At 66.3% G+C, this 17,395-nt stretch carries 16 protein-coding genes; 13 read left to right on the top strand and 3 right to left on the bottom strand.

What is annotated here, in order from left to right; all coding sequences use genetic code 11:
- The first annotated feature begins 10 nt into the window (after window positions 1-10).
- From H4P35_RS05535 to H4P35_RS05575, 9 genes are all read left to right on the top strand, one after another.
- On the top strand, window positions 11-3,112 hold the full coding sequence (locus tag H4P35_RS05535; RefSeq protein ID WP_226848380.1) for a MexW/MexI family multidrug efflux RND transporter permease subunit: 3,102 nt from the start codon (window positions 11-13) through the stop codon (window positions 3,110-3,112).
- 10 nt (window positions 3,113-3,122) lie between these two features.
- A complete protein-coding gene (locus H4P35_RS05540; RefSeq protein ID WP_226848381.1) occupies window positions 3,123-4,574 on the top strand; it encodes an efflux transporter outer membrane subunit in 1,452 nt (483 codons plus the stop codon).
- Between the two features lie 30 nt (window positions 4,575-4,604).
- Entirely contained in the window at window positions 4,605-5,264 is a 660-nt protein-coding gene (locus H4P35_RS05545; RefSeq protein WP_226848382.1) for a metalloregulator ArsR/SmtB family transcription factor, read from the top strand.
- On the top strand, window positions 5,261-6,160 hold the full coding sequence (locus H4P35_RS05550; protein WP_226848383.1) for a LysR family transcriptional regulator: 900 nt from the start codon (window positions 5,261-5,263) through the stop codon (window positions 6,158-6,160). Before H4P35_RS05545 ends, H4P35_RS05550 begins: the two co-directional genes overlap by 4 nt.
- A gap of 219 nt (window positions 6,161-6,379) precedes the next feature.
- Window positions 6,380-7,876, top strand: a complete 1,497-nt coding sequence (locus H4P35_RS05555) for an ABC transporter substrate-binding protein (RefSeq protein WP_062840500.1) — start codon at window positions 6,380-6,382, stop codon at window positions 7,874-7,876.
- 134 nt (window positions 7,877-8,010) lie between these two features.
- A complete protein-coding gene (locus H4P35_RS05560; protein ID WP_226848384.1) occupies window positions 8,011-9,810 on the top strand; it encodes a gamma-glutamyltransferase family protein in 1,800 nt (599 codons plus the stop codon).
- A gap of 90 nt (window positions 9,811-9,900) precedes the next feature.
- Window positions 9,901-10,875 (top strand): diacylglycerol kinase family protein, encoded by a 975-nt coding sequence (locus H4P35_RS05565; RefSeq protein WP_226848385.1) that lies wholly within the window; start codon window positions 9,901-9,903, stop codon window positions 10,873-10,875.
- The gene (locus H4P35_RS05570; protein ID WP_226848386.1) at window positions 10,872-11,663 is read left to right on the top strand and encodes a metallophosphoesterase; all 792 of its coding nucleotides are present in this window, start codon (window positions 10,872-10,874) and stop codon (window positions 11,661-11,663) included. The genes H4P35_RS05565 and H4P35_RS05570 overlap by 4 nt, the downstream gene beginning before the upstream one ends.
- Window positions 11,664-11,708: 45 nt before the next feature.
- On the top strand, window positions 11,709-12,476 hold the full coding sequence (locus tag H4P35_RS05575) for a phosphatase PAP2 family protein (RefSeq protein ID WP_180099011.1): 768 nt from the start codon (window positions 11,709-11,711) through the stop codon (window positions 12,474-12,476).
- Here the strand turns inward: H4P35_RS05575 and H4P35_RS05580 are convergent.
- The 3 genes from H4P35_RS05580 to H4P35_RS05590 are packed head-to-tail and all read right to left on the bottom strand — an operon-like array spanning window position 12,447 to window position 13,932.
- The gene (locus tag H4P35_RS05580) at window positions 12,447-12,881 is read right to left on the bottom strand and encodes an NAD(P)-binding domain-containing protein (RefSeq protein ID WP_255616264.1); all 435 of its coding nucleotides are present in this window, start codon (window positions 12,879-12,881) and stop codon (window positions 12,447-12,449) included. The genes H4P35_RS05575 and H4P35_RS05580 overlap by 30 nt on opposite strands.
- A complete protein-coding gene (locus H4P35_RS05585) occupies window positions 12,878-13,321 on the bottom strand; it encodes a PaaI family thioesterase (RefSeq protein WP_056321704.1) in 444 nt (147 codons plus the stop codon). The genes H4P35_RS05580 and H4P35_RS05585 overlap by 4 nt, the downstream gene beginning before the upstream one ends.
- The gene (locus H4P35_RS05590) at window positions 13,318-13,932 is read right to left on the bottom strand and encodes a TetR/AcrR family transcriptional regulator (RefSeq protein WP_056321707.1); all 615 of its coding nucleotides are present in this window, start codon (window positions 13,930-13,932) and stop codon (window positions 13,318-13,320) included. The genes H4P35_RS05585 and H4P35_RS05590 overlap by 4 nt, the downstream gene beginning before the upstream one ends.
- Before the next feature lie 456 nt (window positions 13,933-14,388).
- Here H4P35_RS05590 and H4P35_RS05595 point away from each other — a divergent pair, with 456 nt between their 5' ends.
- From H4P35_RS05595 to H4P35_RS05610, 4 genes are all read left to right on the top strand, one after another.
- Entirely contained in the window at window positions 14,389-15,516 is a 1,128-nt protein-coding gene (locus tag H4P35_RS05595; RefSeq protein WP_056321709.1) for a porin, read from the top strand.
- A gap of 295 nt (window positions 15,517-15,811) precedes the next feature.
- A complete protein-coding gene (locus H4P35_RS05600) occupies window positions 15,812-16,171 on the top strand; it encodes an NADH-quinone oxidoreductase subunit A (protein ID WP_006217959.1) in 360 nt (119 codons plus the stop codon).
- A 39-nt stretch (window positions 16,172-16,210) separates the two neighbouring features.
- Window positions 16,211-16,687 (top strand): NADH-quinone oxidoreductase subunit B family protein, encoded by a 477-nt coding sequence (locus H4P35_RS05605; protein WP_006217960.1) that lies wholly within the window; start codon window positions 16,211-16,213, stop codon window positions 16,685-16,687.
- 81 nt (window positions 16,688-16,768) lie between these two features.
- Complete coding sequence (locus H4P35_RS05610; protein WP_217617750.1) at window positions 16,769-17,395, top strand: NADH-quinone oxidoreductase subunit C; 627 nt, start codon at window positions 16,769-16,771, stop codon at window positions 17,393-17,395.

Genomic DNA, 17,395 nt, shown 5'->3' on the forward strand with positions numbered 1-17,395 from the left:
GGAGGCCAACATGAAGTTCACCGATCTGTTTGTGCGCCGTCCCGTGCTGGCGCTGGTGGTCAGCACCCTCATCCTGCTGCTGGGCATCAAGGCCCTGAGCGGGTTGCCGGTCAGGCAATACCCGCTGACCGAAAGCACCACCATCACCATCACGACGCAATATCCGGGCGCCTCGCCCGATCTGATGCAGGGTTTCGTCACGCAGCCCATCGCGCAGTCCGTGGCCACCGTCGAGGGCATCGACTACCTGTCGTCGTCGTCGACCCAGGGCCGCAGCGTGATTACCGTGCGGATGAAGCTGAATGCCGATTCCAACAAGGCCATGACCGAGGTGATGGCCAAGGTCAACGAGGTCAAGTACCGACTGCCGCAGGACGTCTACGACCCCGTCCTGGTCAAGTCCGCGGGCGAGGCGACGGCCGTTGCCTACGTGGGCTTTTCCAGCACGAACCTGTCGCTGGCCGCGCTGACGGACTACCTGTCGCGAGTGGTGCAGCCGCAGCTCTCGTCCATCGATGGCGTGGCAAGCGTCGAGCTATATGGCGGGCAGAAGCTGGCGATGCGGGTATGGCTGGACCCGGACCGCATGGCGGCGCGCGGCATCTCGGCTGGCGAGCTGGCCGACGCGCTGCGCCAGAACAACGTGCAGGCGGCGCCCGGCCAGGCCAAGGGGCTGTACGTGGTGTCCAACATCCAGGTGAATACCGACCTCGTCAACGTGGCCGAGTTCCGGGACCTGGTGATCAAGCACGAAGGCGGCGCCGTCGTCCGGCTGGGCGACGTGGCGACCGTGGAACTGGGCGCGGCGTCCACCGATTCGAGCGGCCTGATGGACGGCGAGCCGGCCGTGTACTTCGGCCTGAACGCCACGCCGGTCGGCAATCCGCTGGTCATCGTCAAGCGCCTGAATGAGCTGCTGCCCAACATCAAGCAGAACCTGCCGCCCGGCACCAGCGTGCAGGTGCCGTTCGAACTGGCCCGCTTCATCAGCGCCTCGATCGACGGCGTGACGCAGACGCTGCTCGAAGCCATTGTCATCGTGGTGGCGGTGATCTTCCTGTGCCTGGGCTCGCTGCGGGCGGTGCTGATTCCGGTGGTTACCATTCCGCTGTCCATGCTGGGCGGCGCGGCCATCATGGCCCTCTTTGGCTTCAGCGTGAACCTGCTGACCTTGCTGGCGATGGTGCTGGCCATCGGCCTGGTGGTGGACGACGCCATCGTCGTGGTCGAGAACGTGCACCGCCACATCGAGGAGGGCAAGTCGCCCGTGCGGGCGGCGCTGATCGGCGCGCGGGAGGTGGCCGGTCCGGTGATCGCCATGACCATCACGCTCGCGGCCGTCTATGCGCCGATCGGGCTGATGGGCGGCCTGACCGGGTCGCTCTTCAAGGAATTCGCCTTCACGCTGGCCGGGGCGGTGGTGGTGTCCGGCGTGATCGCGCTGACGCTGTCGCCGGTGATGAGCTCGTTTCTCTTGAATGGCCAGGTCGCCGACGGCTGGATGGCGCGCAAGGCCGAGCACTTCTTCGGCCGCCTGGGCGAGGCCTACGGACGCGTGCTGGACGTGTCGCTGCGTCACCGCTGGGTCACCGGCGTGCTGGCGGTGGCCGTGCTGGCCAGCCTGCCTTTTCTGTACAACGCCGCGCAGCAGGAGCTGGCCCCCGTCGAGGACCAGTCCACGGTGCTCACCGCCATCAAGTCGCCGCAGCAGGCCAACATCGACTACGTCGAAAAGTTCGGCAAGAAGTGGGACGACGTCATGAAGACGCTGCCCGAGCAGAAGGGGCGCTGGCTGATCAACGGGTCAGACGGCGTCTCCAACAGCATCGGGGGCGTGGATTTCGTGGACTGGCAGGACCGCACGCGCTCGGCCGACGAGATCCAGGCCGACATGCAGTCGATGGCGAACCAGGTCGAAGGCAGCAACATCTTTGCCTTCCAGCTGCCGTCGCTGCCCGGCTCCACGGGCGGGCTGCCGGTACAGATGGTGCTGATGAGCGCGTCGGACTATGCCGTGGTCTTTGACGCCATGGAAAGCCTGAAGAAAGCGGCCAGGGAAAGCGGCCTGTTCATGGTGGTGGACAGCGACCTGGACTACAACAACCCCGTCGTGCAGCTGAAGGTGGATCGCAGCAAGGCCAACAGCCTGGGCGTCACCATGAAGGCCATCGGCGACACGCTGGCGGTGCTGGTGGGCGAGAACTACGTAAACCGCTTCGGCATGGACGGGCGTTCCTATGACGTCATTCCGCAAAGCCTGCGCGAGCAGCGCATCTCGCCGCAGGCGCTGGCGCAGTACCACGTCAAGAGTGCCTCGGGGGCGCAGGTGCCGTTGTCCAACCTGGTATCGGTGTCGATGGGCGTGGAGCCCAACAAGCTCACGCAGTTCAACCAGCTGAACGCCGCCACGTTCCAGGCGATTCCCATGCCGGGCGTCACGATGGGTGATGCCGTGCAGTTCCTCACGCGCGAGGCGCAGTCGCTGCCGGCGGGCTTCAGCTACGACTGGCAGTCCGATGCGCGGCAGTTCACGCAGGAAGGCTCGGCGCTGATGATCACCTTCATCTTCGCCATCATCGTCATCTACCTGGTGCTGGCCGCCCAGTACGAAAGCCTGCGCGATCCCTTCATCATCCTGGTAAGCGTGCCCATGTCGATCTGCGGCGCCCTGATTCCGCTGGCGCTGGGCATGGCCACGGTCAACATCTATACGCAGATCGGCCTGGTGACGCTGATTGGCCTGATCAGCAAGCACGGGATCCTCATGGTGGAGTTCGCCAACGAGATGCAGGTCAGCCATGGGCTGGACCGGCGCGCGGCGATGGAAGCGGCCGCGCGCATCCGCCTGCGTCCCATCCTGATGACCACGGCGGCGATGGTCATGGGGCTGATTCCGCTGCTGTTCGCCACCGGCGCCGGCGCGCACAGCCGCTACAGCCTGGGACTGGTCATCGTGGTCGGGCTGCTGGTCGGCACGCTCTTCACGCTGTTCGTGCTGCCCACGGTCTACACCGTGTTTGCCCGGGACCACCGCGCCGCCAACGATACGCCGCGCGCCCGCGAACTGGCGCAGGCCGACGCCGAGGACGCGCGCGCCGCCGTCCAGCACTGAGGAATCGATCATGGATAAACCGCATTTCTTTCCCCGCCTTTTCCGCGGCGCCGCCGTGCTGCTGGCCGCTTTGGCCGCCGCGGGCTGCGCCGTCGGACCCGACTACCGCCGGCCCAGCCCGGCGCCCGTGGTGCTGACCAGCCCCGAGCAGGCGCTGTTTTCCACCGATCAGGTCCAGCGCGACTGGTGGAAGCAACTGCAGGACCCGCAACTGGATCGCCTGATCGGCATGGCGCTCGCCCGCAACCTGGACATCCGCATCGCCCAGGCCCGCCTTGCCGAATCGCGCGCGGTGCTCGACGAAAAGGAACTGGATAAGCTGCCGGCCATAACGCTGGGGGGCGGCTACGAGCGCAGCCTGTCGCAGGCCAATCCCGGCGTCGCAGGCCAGCGCAATCTGGCCGAAAGCTACCGGGCGGGCTTTGACGCGGCCTGGGAATTGGATCTTTTTGGCAGGCTGCGCCGCGCGGCCGAGGGCGCGGCGGCCCGTAGCGAGGCGCAGGCTGCCGACCTGGCGCAGGCGCGCATCGTGGTCGCGGCCGAAGTGGCGCGCAATTATTTCGAACTGCGCGGCGCCGAGCAGCGGCTGGCCGTGGCGCGCGCCAACCTGGCCAGCCAGGAGGACAGCCTGCGCGTGACCCAGGCGCTCGTCTCGGCCGGCCGTGGCGACGAAGGAGACCTCGCCAGCGCGCGGGCCGAACTCGACACCGTGCGGGCCAGCGTTCCGGTCCAGGAGACCGCGCGCCGGCTGGCGCGCTACCGGATCGCGGTGCTGGCGGCGCTGCGTCCGGCGGAGCTGGGTGCGCTGGACGCCGCCCAGCCGCTTGCGCCGCTGACCGCGCGCCTGCCCATCGGCGACGTGGGCGCGTTGCTATCGCGGCGCCCGGATGTGCTGGCCGCCGAACGCAACCTGGCTGCCGCCAACGCAGACGTGGGCGTGGCCACGGCCGAGCTGTACCCGCGCATCGATCTGGGCGGCTTCCTGGGATTCGTCGCGCTGCGCGGCGCGGACTTCGGCTCGGCCGCCAGCCGCGGGTTCGGCGTCGCGGCCAACGCCAACTGGCCCGCGTTCCATCTGCCGTCGGCCCTTGCCCGCAAGCGCGGGGCCGAGGCGCGCCTGGATGGCGAGGCGGCGCGCTACGAGCAAGCGGTCCTGCGCGCGGTCGAGGAAGTGGAGTCGGCGCTGGCCGAATACGGGCAGACGCAGCAGCGCCTGGGCAGCCTGGCGCAGGCCGCGGCCCACAGCGGGCGGGCCGCCGAACTGGCCCGGCTGCGCTACCGCGAGGGCAGCACGCCTTATTTGACCGTGCTGGATGCTCAGCGTACGCTTTTGCGCGCCCAGGACGCCGTGGCCGTGGCGGAAGCCGAGTCCTATACGCGCCTCGTGGCGCTCTATAAGGCGCTGGGCGGCGGCTGGCAGGCTGACGAGGCCGGCCAGACGCGGCTGGCCGTGGCACCATAGGAACCTTCATCCGGAGCATCGATATCCCTCATGTCTGACAGCCTGTCCCAACCGGCCGCCGCGCTGCCGCACCAGCCTGCGGACCGCGTTCTCATGACCCTGAAGACCCGCGGGCCGCAATCCATCGCGGTCATCGCGCGGGCCATGGACGTGACGGCCGAGGCGGTGCGCCAGCAGATGACGCGCCTGCACGCCGACGGGTTGGTCGACGCCGAGAGCCGCAGCGCGGGCCGCGGCCGGCCCACCCAGATCTGGTTCCTGACCGCCGCCGGCCACGGGCGCTTTCCGGACACGCACGCCGAGATGACGGTGCAGATGATCGCGGCAGTGCGCCAGGTGTTTGGCGACGAGGGCATCGACAAGCTGGTGCAGGTGCGCGAAAACGCCATGCTCAACGTCTACCAGCAGGCCATGCAGGACGCGCCGCACCTGAAGGCGCGGCTCGAACGGCTGGTCGACGTGCGCAGCGCAGAGGGCTACATGGCGGAACTGCGCGAGGACGAAGCCGGATTCGTCTTCATCGAGAACCATTGCCCCATCTGTTCGGCCGCCAAGGCCTGTATGGGCTTTTGCCGCAGCGAGCTGGAACTGTTTCGCAAGGTGCTGGGCGAGGGCGTGCAGGTCGACCGCGAAGAACATATCCTGGCGGGCGCGCGGCGCTGCGCCTATCGCGTCAGCAAGCGGCCATGACGCTCAAGCAGCTCGAAGCCTTCTATTGGGCCGCCACCTGCGCCAGTTTCGCCGTGGCGGCCGAGCGGCTTCACCTGTCGGTGTCCTCGCTTTCCAAACGCATCACGGAACTGGAAGAAGCGCTGGGCCAGCCGCTCTTTGACCGCAGCGGCCACAAGGCCGTGCTGACCGACGCCGGCCAGCGCCTGGTGCCGCAGGCGCGCGGCTTGCTCGCCGCCGCGGACCAGATCCGCGCTTCCATGACCGAGACGCCCGGCCTGCGCGGCCGCTGCCGTTTCGGCGTGGGCGAACTCACCGCGCTGACCTGGCTGCCGCAGCTGATACGCGCCGTGCGCACCGCCTACCCTGAGCTGGTGCTGGAGCCCTACGTCGACATCGGCCAGGTGCTGGAGCAACGCGTCGCGGACGGGGAACTGGATTTCGCCGTGATCGCCGGCCGGTCGTCCCGCGCCGGCATTGCGTCCTTGCCCATCGGCGAGGCGCGCTTTTCCTGGGTCGCCGCGCCCGCGGTGCTGCAGCCCGGCGAAACCGGCATGACCATGGCCCTCTTGGCCCGGCTGCCGCTCGTGACCCTGCCCGAGGGCGCGGGCACCACGCGCATCATCGACGACTGGCTGGGCGGGCGCCAGGCCGCGGGCGAGCGCCTGTGCTGCAACAACTGGGGCGCCATCGTGGGATTGCTGATCGAAGGCACCGGGGTGGGGCTGCTGCCCAGGCATTGGGCCGAAAAGCTCCAGGCCGAAGGCAGCCTGCGCGTCCTGCACGGCGATCCCGAACTGGCCGCGTTGCCTTACGCGTTCCAGTACCGGCGCGACGACGCCCGGCCGCTGGTCGCCCTGCTGCGCGACACGGTTGCCGCCTCGGCCGATTTCTCGGCGCCGTGCCGTCTGCCCTGAGGCTTTCGTCCGCAAGGCGGCCGCCACGGGCGTATAGTGGGCGGCGCGCCCCGCGCCGGTCTATACAATCGCCGCGCGCCTGGCGCAGAATCCAGCAACAACGTGCGCACGAGGGGGATGGGCCCGGCGATGCGGCACGACCCGGGGTCTGTTCCTCCCTGCCAGGCGGTGCGCCCGCGCACGAGGCACGGTCCCTCGCGGAATCGACGGAGATCTTTCATGCGTAAACTTTGCCTCGCCATGGCCATGGCGGGAATGCTGGCCACCGGATTGGCGCAAGCCCAGTCCACCTTGCGTATCGGGCTGCAGGACGACCCGGACGTGCTGGATCCGGCGCGCGCCCGCACCTTTGTCGGCCGCATCGTGTTCGCCTCGTTGTGCGACCGGCTGGTCGACATCACGCCCGACCTGAAGTTCGTGCCCCAGCTTGCGCAATCGTGGTCCGTCGGCCCCGACAACAAGACGCTGACCTTCAAGCTGCGCACGGATGCCGTCTTCCATGACGGCACTCCCATCAATGCCGCCGCGGTCAAGGCCAACCTCGACCGCGCCCGCACGCTGCCCGACAGCAACCGCAAGAGCGAACTGGCCACGGTGGCCAGCGTGGACGCCCCGGACGACCAGACCGTGGTGCTGAACCTGTCGGAACCGGACGCCTCGCTGCTGTCGCAGCTGTCCGACCGCGCCGGCATGATGATTTCGCCCGCCAGTTTCGACAAGGATCCCGGCGGCAAGCCCGTGTGCTCGGGTCCCTACCAGTTCAAGGAGCGCGTGCAGAACGACCGCATCGTGCTCGAGAAATTCCCCAAGTACTGGGACGCGGCCAACTACCATTTCGACCGCCTCGTCTTCACGCCGATTCCGGACAACACCGTGCGCCTGAACAACCTGCGCGCCGGCGACCTGGACATCATCGAGCGCGTGGCGCCCAGCGACGCCAAGGCTGTCAAGGACGACCCCAGCCTGCGTCTGGCCCCGGTGACCGGCCTGGGCTTCCAGTCCATCTCCGTGAACCTCGCCAACGGCGCGCGCGCCGATCATCCGCTGGCAAAGGACAAGCGCGTGCGCCAGGCACTGGATCTGGCCATCGACCGCGACGTGCTGAACCAGGTGATCGGCGAAGGCATGTTCCAGCCTGCCCACCAGCCGTTCCCGCCCGCCAGCTTTGCCTACAACAAGTCCTTCGACCGCCCGGGCCGCGATCCCAAGAAGGCGCAGGCCTTGCTGAAGGAAGCCGGCTACGACCGCGTGAAGGTCGAGATCACCTTCGGCAACAACACCACCATGCAGCAGGTCTTCGAACTGGTGCAGGCCATGGGCGCCGAAGCGGGCTTTGACATCACCCTGCGCCCTGTCGAATTCGCCTCGCTGCAGTCCTCGCTCGCGCGCGGCGACTTCCAGGTGGGCCAGAGCGGCTGGTCGGGCCGGGTCGATCCCAGCGGCAACATCCACCAATACCTGAGCTGCAAGGGCAACCTGAACGACGGCAAGTTCTGCGACGCCGCCGTCGACAAACTGCTCAACGACGCCCGCGCCGAGGCCGACACCGCCAAGCGCCGCGCCCTGTACGACCAGGTGCTGGCCGCGATGCAGGACCAGCGTCCCATCATCTACCTGTTCTACCTGCCGTGGACGTTCGGCGTGCAGGCCAAGGTGCAAGGCTTCGTTCCCTATCCGGACGGCTTGATCCGCTTGAAGGGTGTGGAAAAAAAGTAGGCCCCCCTACCTGCTCTCAGGTGTCTGACACCCGAACGCAATGACCGCTGTACATCTCGATGCCCCACGGGTGTCTGACACCGGCCAATAGCCGCGCAGGGGTGTCAGACACCCTTCCCACACCAGGACTCACCATGTTTACGACTCGCCCGGAAATTCTCGGCACCTTCGGTGTCGTGACGTCCACCCATTGGCTGGCCAGCGCGGCTGGCATGTCGCTGCTGGAGCGCGGCGGCAATGCGTTCGATGCCTGCGTCGCCTCGGCGTTCGTGCTGCAGGTGGTCGAGCCCCATCTGGTCGGCCCGGCCGGCGAAGTGCCCGCCGTGTTCTATTCCGCCAAGACCGGCAAGGTCGAGGTGCTGTGCGGGCAGGGCACCACGCCCGCCGCCGCCACGCTCGAACGCTACCGCGCCGAAGGGCTGAAGCTCATCCCCGGCAACGGCCTGCTCGCGACCGTGATTCCGGGCGCGTTCGACGCCTGGATGCTGCTGCTGCGCGACCACGGCACGATGCGGGTGCGCGACGTGCTTGAGCCCGCCATCTATTACGCCGAGCATGGCCATGCGCTGATGCCGCGCATCTCCAACACCATCGCCGGCCTGGAAGACTTCTTCGAGACGCACTGGCCGACGACCGCCCAGGTCTACGTGCCGGGCGGGCAGGTGCCGCAGGCCCGCAAGCTGTTTCGCAATCCGGCGCTGGCCCGCACCTGGACCCGCGTCCTCAAAGCCGCCGAAGGCGCCGGCGCCGACCGCGACCGCCAGATCGAGGCCGCGCGCGACGCGTTCTACCGCGGCTTCATCGCTGAAGAGATCGACCGCTTTGCCCGCAACACCGACGTCATGGACGAAAGCGGCACGACCCACCGCGGCGTCATCACCGCCGACGACCTGGCCGGCTGGTCCGCCAGCTATGACAAGCCGCTGACTTACGACTATCACGGCTACACGGTTGCCAAGGCGGGCGCCTGGAGCCAGGGGCCGGTCTTTCTGCAGACCCTCGCCATCCTGAAGGACATGGACCTGGCAGGCGTCGGTCCCACCAGCGCCGAGTTCATCCATCGCGTCACCGAGGCCATGAAGCTCGCCTTTGCCGACCGCGAAGCGTATTACGGCGACCCCGCCTTCATCGACGTGCCGCTGGCCCATCTGCTGTCCGACGGGTACAACGCCGAACGCCGCCAGCTGATCGGGGAGGGCGCGTCGCGCGACCTGCTGCCCGGCCAGGTGCCCGGCTTCGAGGCGCAGGTGGCTCGGGTCATGGACACCCTGGAACGGCTGTCGCCGGTCACCGCGCCCGGCAGCGCCACGAACGAACCGACGCTTGCCGACATGCGCGCCTCGGCCAAGCGCGGCGACACCACGCACGTGGACGTGATCGACCGCTGGGGCAACATGATCTCGGCCACGCCGTCGGGCGGCTGGTTCCAGTCCTCGCCGGTTATCCCCGAACTGGGCTTCGGCCTGAACACCCGCGCCCAGATGTTCTGGCTGGAAGAAGGCCTGCCCGGCACGCTGGCGCCGGGCAAGCGCCCGCGCACCACGCTGACCCCGTCGCTGGCGCTGCGCGACGGCAAGCCCTACCTGGCGTTCGGCACGCCGGGCGGCGACCAGCAGGAGCAATGGCAGCTCCTGTTCTTCCTGCGTCACGTGCATCACGGCCTGAACCTGCAGGAAGCCATCGACCTGCCCATGTCGCACACCATGCACTTTCCCACCTCGTTCTATCCCCGGGACCGCAAGCCGGGTCATCTCGCGCTGGAGGCCAGTTTTGGCGCCGAGGTCATCGAGGCCCTGCGCCAGCGCGGGCACCAGATCGAGGAAGTGCCCGAATGGTCGGTCGGCCGACTGACCGCGGCCTCGCGCGATCCCGACGGATTGCTGCATGCGGCCGCGACGCCGCGCTTGATGCAGGCCTACGCCATTGGGCGTTGACCGGTCGCACGCACGCTTGCTTACAAAGCGTGCGTGCCCGCGCTTCACCGCGTCTTGCGGCGCTTTGCCCGCTTAGGGTATGTTTGTCGCATGACGCCATCCGAGCAGAGCCCGGCAACAGCGGCTCGACCCCTCACGGGAACAGAACCCTTATTCATCGTCCTCAATAAAGGATCGGGGCGCGGCGACGCGCAGGTCCTGCAGGACACCATCCGGCACATCCTCGACGAGGCCGGGCGGCGCTACGAACTCATGCCGGTCGACGATCCGTCGCGGCTGACGGACGTGGCGCGTCAGGCGGTCAAGCGCGCGCAGGACGAGCAGGGCGTCGTCATTGCCGCGGGCGGCGACGGCACGCTCAATGCCGTCGCGGGCGTGGTGCTGGGACAAGGCGTGCCCTTCGGCATCCTGCCGCAAGGCACCTTCAACTACTTCGGCCGCACCTACGGCATTTCGCAAGAGACAGACGTTGCGCTGCGCGGCTTCCTGCAAGGCACCATCCGGCCGGTGCAGGTCGGCCTGCTGAACGGCCGCCTGTTCCTCGTGAACGCCAGCCTCGGTTTGTATCCGCAACTGCTGGAAGACCGCGAAGCCTACAAGCAGCGCTACGGCCGCCGGCGCTGGGTCGCGCTGTGGTCGGGCCTGGTCACGCTGTGGCGCCAACCGCGCCAGCTTGGCCTGCAACTGGAATTCGAAGGCAAGTCGCGCAGCTTGACCTCGCCGACGCTGGTGGTGGGCAACAACAAACTGCAGCTCGAACATATCGGCATCGAAAACGACGGGCTCGATCGGAACCAACTGGTCGCCATGGCGGCGCGGCCCGTCGGCACGCTGGCGCTCTATGGCCTGCTGGTGCGCGGCCTGCTAAGCCGGCTGGGCGACGCTGAGAACGTGATCAATTTCGCGTTCGACAAGCTCACGGTGGGGGTGCGAGGGCGCCGCCGGGTCAAGGTGGCGATGGACGGCGAAATCTCCTGGATGGACACGCCGCTCGAATTCAAGGTGGCGACTGATCGTCTACCTCTCGTGGTGCCGGCGGATCCCGAGTTCCTGGACCGCTCATGACGCGGATCCTGCATCTGTCCGATACCCATTTCGGCACCGAGCGCAAGGCGGTCATTGAAGCCGTGCTGGATCTGGCGCGGCAACTGTCGCCCGATCTCGTGGTCCTCAGCGGCGACATCACCCAGCGCGCGCGCCGCAGCCAGTTCGCCGCCGCACGCCGTTTCATCGAGCGCCTGGCGCTGCCCGTGCTGGCGGTGCCCGGCAATCACGATATCCCGCTGTTCAACGTGTTTCTGCGGGTGCTCAATCCGTACGGCAACTACAAGCGCGCGCTCGGACCAATCCTCGAACCCGTGTTCGAAAACGACGGCGTGCTGGCGATCGGCGTGAACACCACGCGGCCAAGGCGCCACAAGGACGGCGAGATCTCCGACGCCCAGATCACCCGCGTCGCCCAGCGGCTGAGCCAGGCGCGGCCGGGGCAGTTGCGGATCGTCGTGGCGCACCATCCGGTGCGCGCCAAGGTCGAATCCGACCTGTCCAACCTGCTGATCGGCCGCGAGCGCGCGCTCGCGGCGTGGGCGCAGGCGGGCGTCGACCTGGTGCTGGGCGGTCACATACACTTGCCCTACGTGCTGCCGCTGACTGCGCCGACGGGGCCGGCCGGCTGGATCGTCCAGGCCGGAACGACCTGTTCGCACCGCGTCCGGGGCACTGTGCCCAATTCGCTGGGCGTGATCACCCGCACCGAAGAGGACGGCCAGCAGGTCTGCCACGTCGAGCGCTGGGACTACGCGGCCGGCGCGCACGCGTTCGCCCCCGTCGACAAGACGCTGGTCTCGCTGTAGTAGTGCGCGCGCTCGTTCGCGCGATTTCTTTTTGTTGGTTCAAACATGACCGATGTCTACGCGGCATGGGCCGCGGCCCATGCCTTCTCGTTGTTTATCGCGCTGCCGCTGCTGGCCGGCGGCGCGGCGCTGCTGTTCATGCGGTGCCATGGCCGGTTGTCCCGCAACGGCCGCGCCGCGCTGTTTGCCGGGGTGGCCGGCGTGTCGTTCGTTCTGTTTCTCACGTTGGCCCTGGCTGTCGAAAGCCGCGGCGCCGTGGTGCAGTTCGACGGCGCGCTGGCCGATGCGCTCAGCATGTCCATGTCCACGTCGATGCTGTGGCTGCTGTCCTGGATCACGTATCTGGGCGACCGTAACCTGCTCACCGTCGTCGCCGTGCTGATGACCATTGCGCTGTTATGGCGCGGGCTGTGGCAGCTTGCGCTCTTTTGCGCCATCGCCACCGGCCTGAACGGCGCGCTCAACTGGCTGTTCAAGCACACCTTTGAACGCGTGCGCCCCGATCACGACCACGGCTATGCCATGGCGACCGGCTGGAGTTTTCCCAGCGGTCATGCCTCCGCCGCCATGGCCGTGTACGGCACGGCGTGCTACCTGATGTGGCGGTTTTCCCCGCCCGCGTGGCGCCTGCCGTGCGTGGCGTTCATGGCCGCGCTCATCATGGCCATCGGCCTTAGCCGCATCCTTCTGCAGGTGCATTTCGCGAGCGACGTCGTGGCCGGATTTGCCGTCAGCCTTGGTTGGCTGGTCCTGTGCGTGGCGGCCGTCGAGCGGCTGCACGTGTCAGGCCGGTGGGTTCAGCGCGTCCAGTAAGCGAGCCTCCACGCCAGCCGAATCGCACGCCTGCAACGGCGCGCAGGCATAACGTCCCCCCGCGCTGGCAATGGCGCGGTCCAGCTGCCGCATCCGGTCGGCCGGCGGCGGATCCAGGTCAATGATCAGCTTGCCGGCAATGGGCGCCGTGACCTGCCCGTCGCTGAAGCGTTCCAGCGTGCGGTCGATCTCGCGCTCCCGGGGCAGGGCAAGCACGATGGTGTCGGATTCCGCCAGGGCTTCGCGCGCCGACGTCGCCAGCGTCGCGTTGCCGCGGAAGGCCTCGCAGCGGTCCGCCTCGATGTCATAAAGCGTCAGCGCAATGTCGGGATCGGCGGCCAGCAGCCGCCGTGCAGCCAGCGTGCCGATCCTGCCCATGCCGACGATGCTGACGCGCGAACTCATGGCTTGGGCACCGACCACGTGCTCACGATATGGGCGACCGGCTCGTCCGAGCCTTCTCCCGTCAGCACGACCTCTCCCGCGCTAAGCCGGCCCACCTTCAGCAGGCGGGCATGGGCATGGATGGCGCCCGCCGGGCTCTTGCGCAGGAAATTGATGGTCAGGCTGGCCGTGACCGCATGCGCCTGGCCGGTAGCGCCCACGACCGCCGCATACATGGCCAGGTCGGCAAGCCCCATCAGCATCGGTCCGGCCACGATGCCGCCCAGCCGCTGGTGCGTGTCCCGGGCGGGCAGCACGGCGTGCGCCGTGCCGTGGCCGATGTGCAGCACGTCGATTCCCAGCAGCATCGAGAACGGGTGCTGGTCGGCCAGCAGCACGTGAAAGTCGGCCAGGCTGATCAGCGGCGCGTGGCCGTTGGCGGCTAGGGCGGTTGCAGTCATCGTTGCTCCAGTGCGAGGCAATAGTTGTCCAGCAGCGCGTCGGCCTGCTGGCCCAGGGATTTGAGACGGCGCGTGTGCAGCAGCAGCAACAGCCCCATCAGGTAGGTGAACACGTTCATCTGCTCGGCCTGCACGGCCTCGCCGCGCCAGCCTTTCGTGCGCGACAACGCCTGGCCGATGAGATCGATGGATTGCCGCAACCGGGAGTTGAGCTTCTCGTCCATGTCGCGGCCCAATCCGCGCGGCCCCAGTCCCTGGAACAGGTACAGCCCCAGGGAAAAATCCGTGCGCCGCTCGGCGTAATAACCGAAGAATGCGCGGATCACGCCGCGCGCGGCCGATTCCGGCGCTTCGGCCTGTTCGGCTCGCTCCAGATGCGCGTGCAGCCGCTGCAGCGATTCGTCCAGCAGTTCGCCATAAAGCGCTTCCTTGCCCGCAAACCACGGATAGATGGCGCCCGTCGTGCAGCCGGCTTCCTTCGCAATCGCCCGGATCGTCGTTTTTTCAAGACCGTCGCGCTCGAAGACGCGCTGCGCGGCGTCCAGGATGATCTGCCGGCGCAGGGCGCTGAGTCGTTCGTTTCGGTCGGCGCGCGGGGAGGGGGTGGACATGGGGCTGGGCGTCTGTTCGATGCCACCGATCATATCGACGATTTTTATTAATAACAATGTTATCCAGCCGGGACTTGGCTACGATGATCAGCAGGGCCGGCGTCATCGCGGCCGCCTCCGTTTTTCGCCGGATGGCCGCCGGATCCGTGAAGAAAGTTGCGCGACAAATGGGTTTTGGAATTGCCCGGAAAATTGGGGGCAGGGCCGAAAGTCGCATGGATGCGCGCTCGGGCTTTTCGGTAAGGGAAAGCCCTAGCGTTGCCGGGCAAGCATCAGCGGGATGTTGCAACTTCCCAACAAGCCTGTCGCAAACCTGCACTTTTCTGATGCCGACCATAGCCAGCCCCCCCGATTTTTGATGCAATAGCGTCAACTTCCCTTCGCGGAGTTAGGGGGGCGGCAGGCTGGTTTGCTGGATTGCTGCTCTTGTCACTCAAATCAACGGAGATTTCTTAAATGAAAAAGACTCTGCTCGCTGCCGCCCTGCTCGCCGGTTTCGCCGGTGTCGCCCAGGCAGAAACGTCTGTCACCCTGTACGGCATCATCGACACGGGCCTCGGCTACAACAAGATCAGCGGCGGTACTGATGCCCAAAACGGCAGCCGTTTTGGCATGATCAACGGCGTCCAGAACGGTTCGCGCTGGGGTCTGCGTGGTTCGGAAGATCTGGGTGACGGCCTGCGCGCTGTTTTCCAACTGGAATCGGGCTTCAACTCGGGTAACGGCACCTCCGCTCAAGGTGGTCGTCTGTTCGGCCGTCAAGCCACCGTCGGTCTGGCCAGCGACAGCTGGGGTCAACTGGACTTCGGTCGTCAAACCAACATCGCGTCGAAGTACTTCGGCTCGATCGACCCGTTCGGCGCTGGCTTCGGTCAAGCCAACATCGGCGTTGGCATGAGCGCTGCTAACACGCAACGCTACGACAACATGGTCATGTATCAGACCCCGTCGTTCAGCGGCTTCCAGTTCGGCGTTGGCTACTCGTTCAGCGCTGATGACACCAAGGGTTCGGAAACCGGCTTCAAGACCGCCGACAACACCCGCGCCATCACGACCGGTCTGCGCTACGTCAACGGCCCGCTGAACGTCGCTCTGTCGTACGACCAGCTGAACGCCTCGAACCGTCTGCCGACCGAATCGACCGACGCCACCCCGCGTATGTACGCCATCGGCGGTTCGTACGACTTTGAAGTCGTGAAGCTGGCTCTGGCCTACGCTCGCACGACCGACGGTTGGTTCGCCGGCCAAGGCACCGCCACCAGCACCATCGGTGGTGGCTCGAGCTCCGTGAACTTCGGCAACAACCTGTTTGCTGACGGCTTCAAGGCTAACTCGTACCTGGTTGGTCTGTCGGCCCCGATCGGCGGCGCTTCGAACATCTTCGGTTCGTGGCAGCGTGTTGATCCGTCGAACGACAAGCTGACGGGTGATGATTCCAACATGAACATCTACTCGCTGGGCTACACCTACGACCTGTCCAAGCGCACCAACTTGTACGCTTACGGTTCGTACGCCACGAACTACGCCTTCCTGAACGACCTGAAGTCGACCGCTGTCGGCGTCGGTGTCCGTCACCGCTTCTAATCCAACGCAGGGCGCAAGCCCTGTCTGGATTTAAAGCAAAGTCGAACGGGCCTCGGCCCGTTCGCATAAACCACCCTTTTGGGGGTGGTTTTTTTTTCGTCTGCTGGCTGAATTCGTGCATACTACGGCTTCGTGCTCATCAAGCCGTGTATCCTTCGAAGTACGCCGACGAAAGCTGCGATTGTTCCATTTGAGGAATGCAGTCTTTCGCCTGCTATTCAAGCTACAGAGTTCAGCCGGAAGTAACCGCGCGAATGCTACAATCCTAAGGTTTGCGCATTTGACGGACGCCTGAATGAACCTGCAACAGTATTTTCCCGTCCTGCTGTTTATCGTAGTGGCCACCCTTATCGGGTTCGCGCTTCTAACGGCCGGCTCCCTCCTTGGTCCGCGGCGTCCTTACGCTGAGAAGCTCTCGCCTTACGAGTGCGGCTTCGAAGCGTTTGAAGATGCACGCATGAAGTTTGACGTGCGCTACTACCTTGTGGCGATCCTGTTCATTCTTTTCGACCTGGAAATCGCGTTCCTGTTTCCGTGGGCCATCGCCCAGGGCACCGTCGGACTCGTCGGTTTCTGGACGGTCATGGTTTTCCTCGCCGTGTTGACCGTCGGCTTCATCTACGAATGGAAAAAGGGCGCGCTGGATTGGGAGTGACCTCCGGGTTCATTTCACAGCACGCTATCAGAGACGAATATGGCTATAGACGGCATTCTCAAGCAAGGGTTCATCACCACCAGCGCCGACAAGTTCCTGAACTGGGCGAAGACCGGTTCGATGTGGCCCATGACCTTCGGTCTGGCCTGTTGCGCGGTTGAGATGATGCATGCGGGCGCGGCCCGCTACGACCTGGACCAGTTCGGCATCATCTTCCGGCCCAGTCCCCGCCAGTCCGATCTCATGATCGTGGCCGGCACCTTGTGCAACAAGATGGCGCCGGCGCTGCGCAAGGTCTATGACCAGATGCCCGAGCCGCGCTGGGTGGTTTCCATGGGCTCCTGTGCCAATGGCGGCGGCTACTACCACTACTCGTATTCGGTGGTCCGTGGCTGCGATCGCATCGTACCGGTAGACGTCTACGTGCCGGGCTGCCCGCCCACGGCCGAGGCGCTGGTCTACGGCTTGCTGCAAATGCAGAACAAGATCCGTCTGACCAACACGATTGCGCGCTGACGCTTCGCCCGGTTCGGCGGCAGGCCTTAAGCCGCCGCGAACCTTGCGAAACCAGCGTATCGGTTCACCTAAGCGTACAAGATGATGACCAGGCTCGAATCCCTGAAAAACAATTTGCAGACCACCCTCGGCGCGGACATCGCGCTGACCGAGGCGCTGGGCGAGCTGACGCTCGAAGTGCCCGCGGAGCAGTGGTTCTCCGTCTGCAACAAGCTGCGCACCGAAGCCGGCCTGCGCTTTGAAACCTGTATCGACCTCTGCGGCGTCGACTACCTGACCTGGGGCAACGGCACGCGCCAGCTGCCCGAGGAAACGAACGTCCGCATCCACCGCTCGCGCTACGCTGTCGTGGCGCACCTGCTCTCCATCGAGAACAACTGGCGGCTGCGTGTGCGCACCTGGGCGCCCGACGACGAGTTCCCCATGGTCGCCTCGCTGATCGAGTGCTGGCCCGCGGTCGGCTGGTTCGAGCGCGAAGCCTTCGACCTGTACGGCATCGTCTTCGAAGGCCACCCGGACCTGCGCCGCATCCTGACCGACTACGGCTTCATCGGCCATCCCTTCCGCAAGGACTTCCCGCTGTCGGGCACCGTCGAAATGCGCTACGACCCCGAACAACGGCGCGTCATTTACCAGCCGGTCACGATCGATCCGCGCGAGATCACCCCGCGCGTGGTGCGCGAAGACACCTACGGCATGGGGCGTTGA

Source organism: Achromobacter sp. 77, assembly GCF_020541125.1.
In the GTDB taxonomy this organism is placed as follows: Bacteria; Pseudomonadota; Gammaproteobacteria; order Burkholderiales; family Burkholderiaceae_B; genus Achromobacter; species Achromobacter mucicolens.

Coding starts and splice junctions, on each gene's coding strand:
- H4P35_RS05535 (WP_226848380.1), top strand. CDS start 11: ATGAAGTTCACCGATCTGTTTGTGCGCCGTCCCGTGCTGGCGCTGGTG.
- H4P35_RS05540 (WP_226848381.1), top strand. CDS start 3,123: ATGGATAAACCGCATTTCTTTCCCCGCCTTTTCCGCGGCGCCGCCGTG.
- H4P35_RS05545 (WP_226848382.1), top strand. CDS start 4,605: ATGTCTGACAGCCTGTCCCAACCGGCCGCCGCGCTGCCGCACCAGCCT.
- H4P35_RS05550 (WP_226848383.1), top strand. CDS start 5,261: ATGACGCTCAAGCAGCTCGAAGCCTTCTATTGGGCCGCCACCTGCGCC.
- H4P35_RS05555 (WP_062840500.1), top strand. CDS start 6,380: ATGCGTAAACTTTGCCTCGCCATGGCCATGGCGGGAATGCTGGCCACC.
- H4P35_RS05560 (WP_226848384.1), top strand. CDS start 8,011: ATGTTTACGACTCGCCCGGAAATTCTCGGCACCTTCGGTGTCGTGACG.
- H4P35_RS05565 (WP_226848385.1), top strand. CDS start 9,901: ATGACGCCATCCGAGCAGAGCCCGGCAACAGCGGCTCGACCCCTCACG.
- H4P35_RS05570 (WP_226848386.1), top strand. CDS start 10,872: ATGACGCGGATCCTGCATCTGTCCGATACCCATTTCGGCACCGAGCGC.
- H4P35_RS05575 (WP_180099011.1), top strand. CDS start 11,709: ATGACCGATGTCTACGCGGCATGGGCCGCGGCCCATGCCTTCTCGTTG.
- H4P35_RS05580 (WP_255616264.1), bottom strand. CDS start 12,881: ATGAGTTCGCGCGTCAGCATCGTCGGCATGGGCAGGATCGGCACGCTG.
- H4P35_RS05585 (WP_056321704.1), bottom strand. CDS start 13,321: ATGACTGCAACCGCCCTAGCCGCCAACGGCCACGCGCCGCTGATCAGC.
- H4P35_RS05590 (WP_056321707.1), bottom strand. CDS start 13,932: ATGTCCACCCCCTCCCCGCGCGCCGACCGAAACGAACGACTCAGCGCC.
- H4P35_RS05595 (WP_056321709.1), top strand. CDS start 14,389: ATGAAAAAGACTCTGCTCGCTGCCGCCCTGCTCGCCGGTTTCGCCGGT.
- H4P35_RS05600 (WP_006217959.1), top strand. CDS start 15,812: ATGAACCTGCAACAGTATTTTCCCGTCCTGCTGTTTATCGTAGTGGCC.
- H4P35_RS05605 (WP_006217960.1), top strand. CDS start 16,211: ATGGCTATAGACGGCATTCTCAAGCAAGGGTTCATCACCACCAGCGCC.
- H4P35_RS05610 (WP_217617750.1), top strand. CDS start 16,769: ATGATGACCAGGCTCGAATCCCTGAAAAACAATTTGCAGACCACCCTC.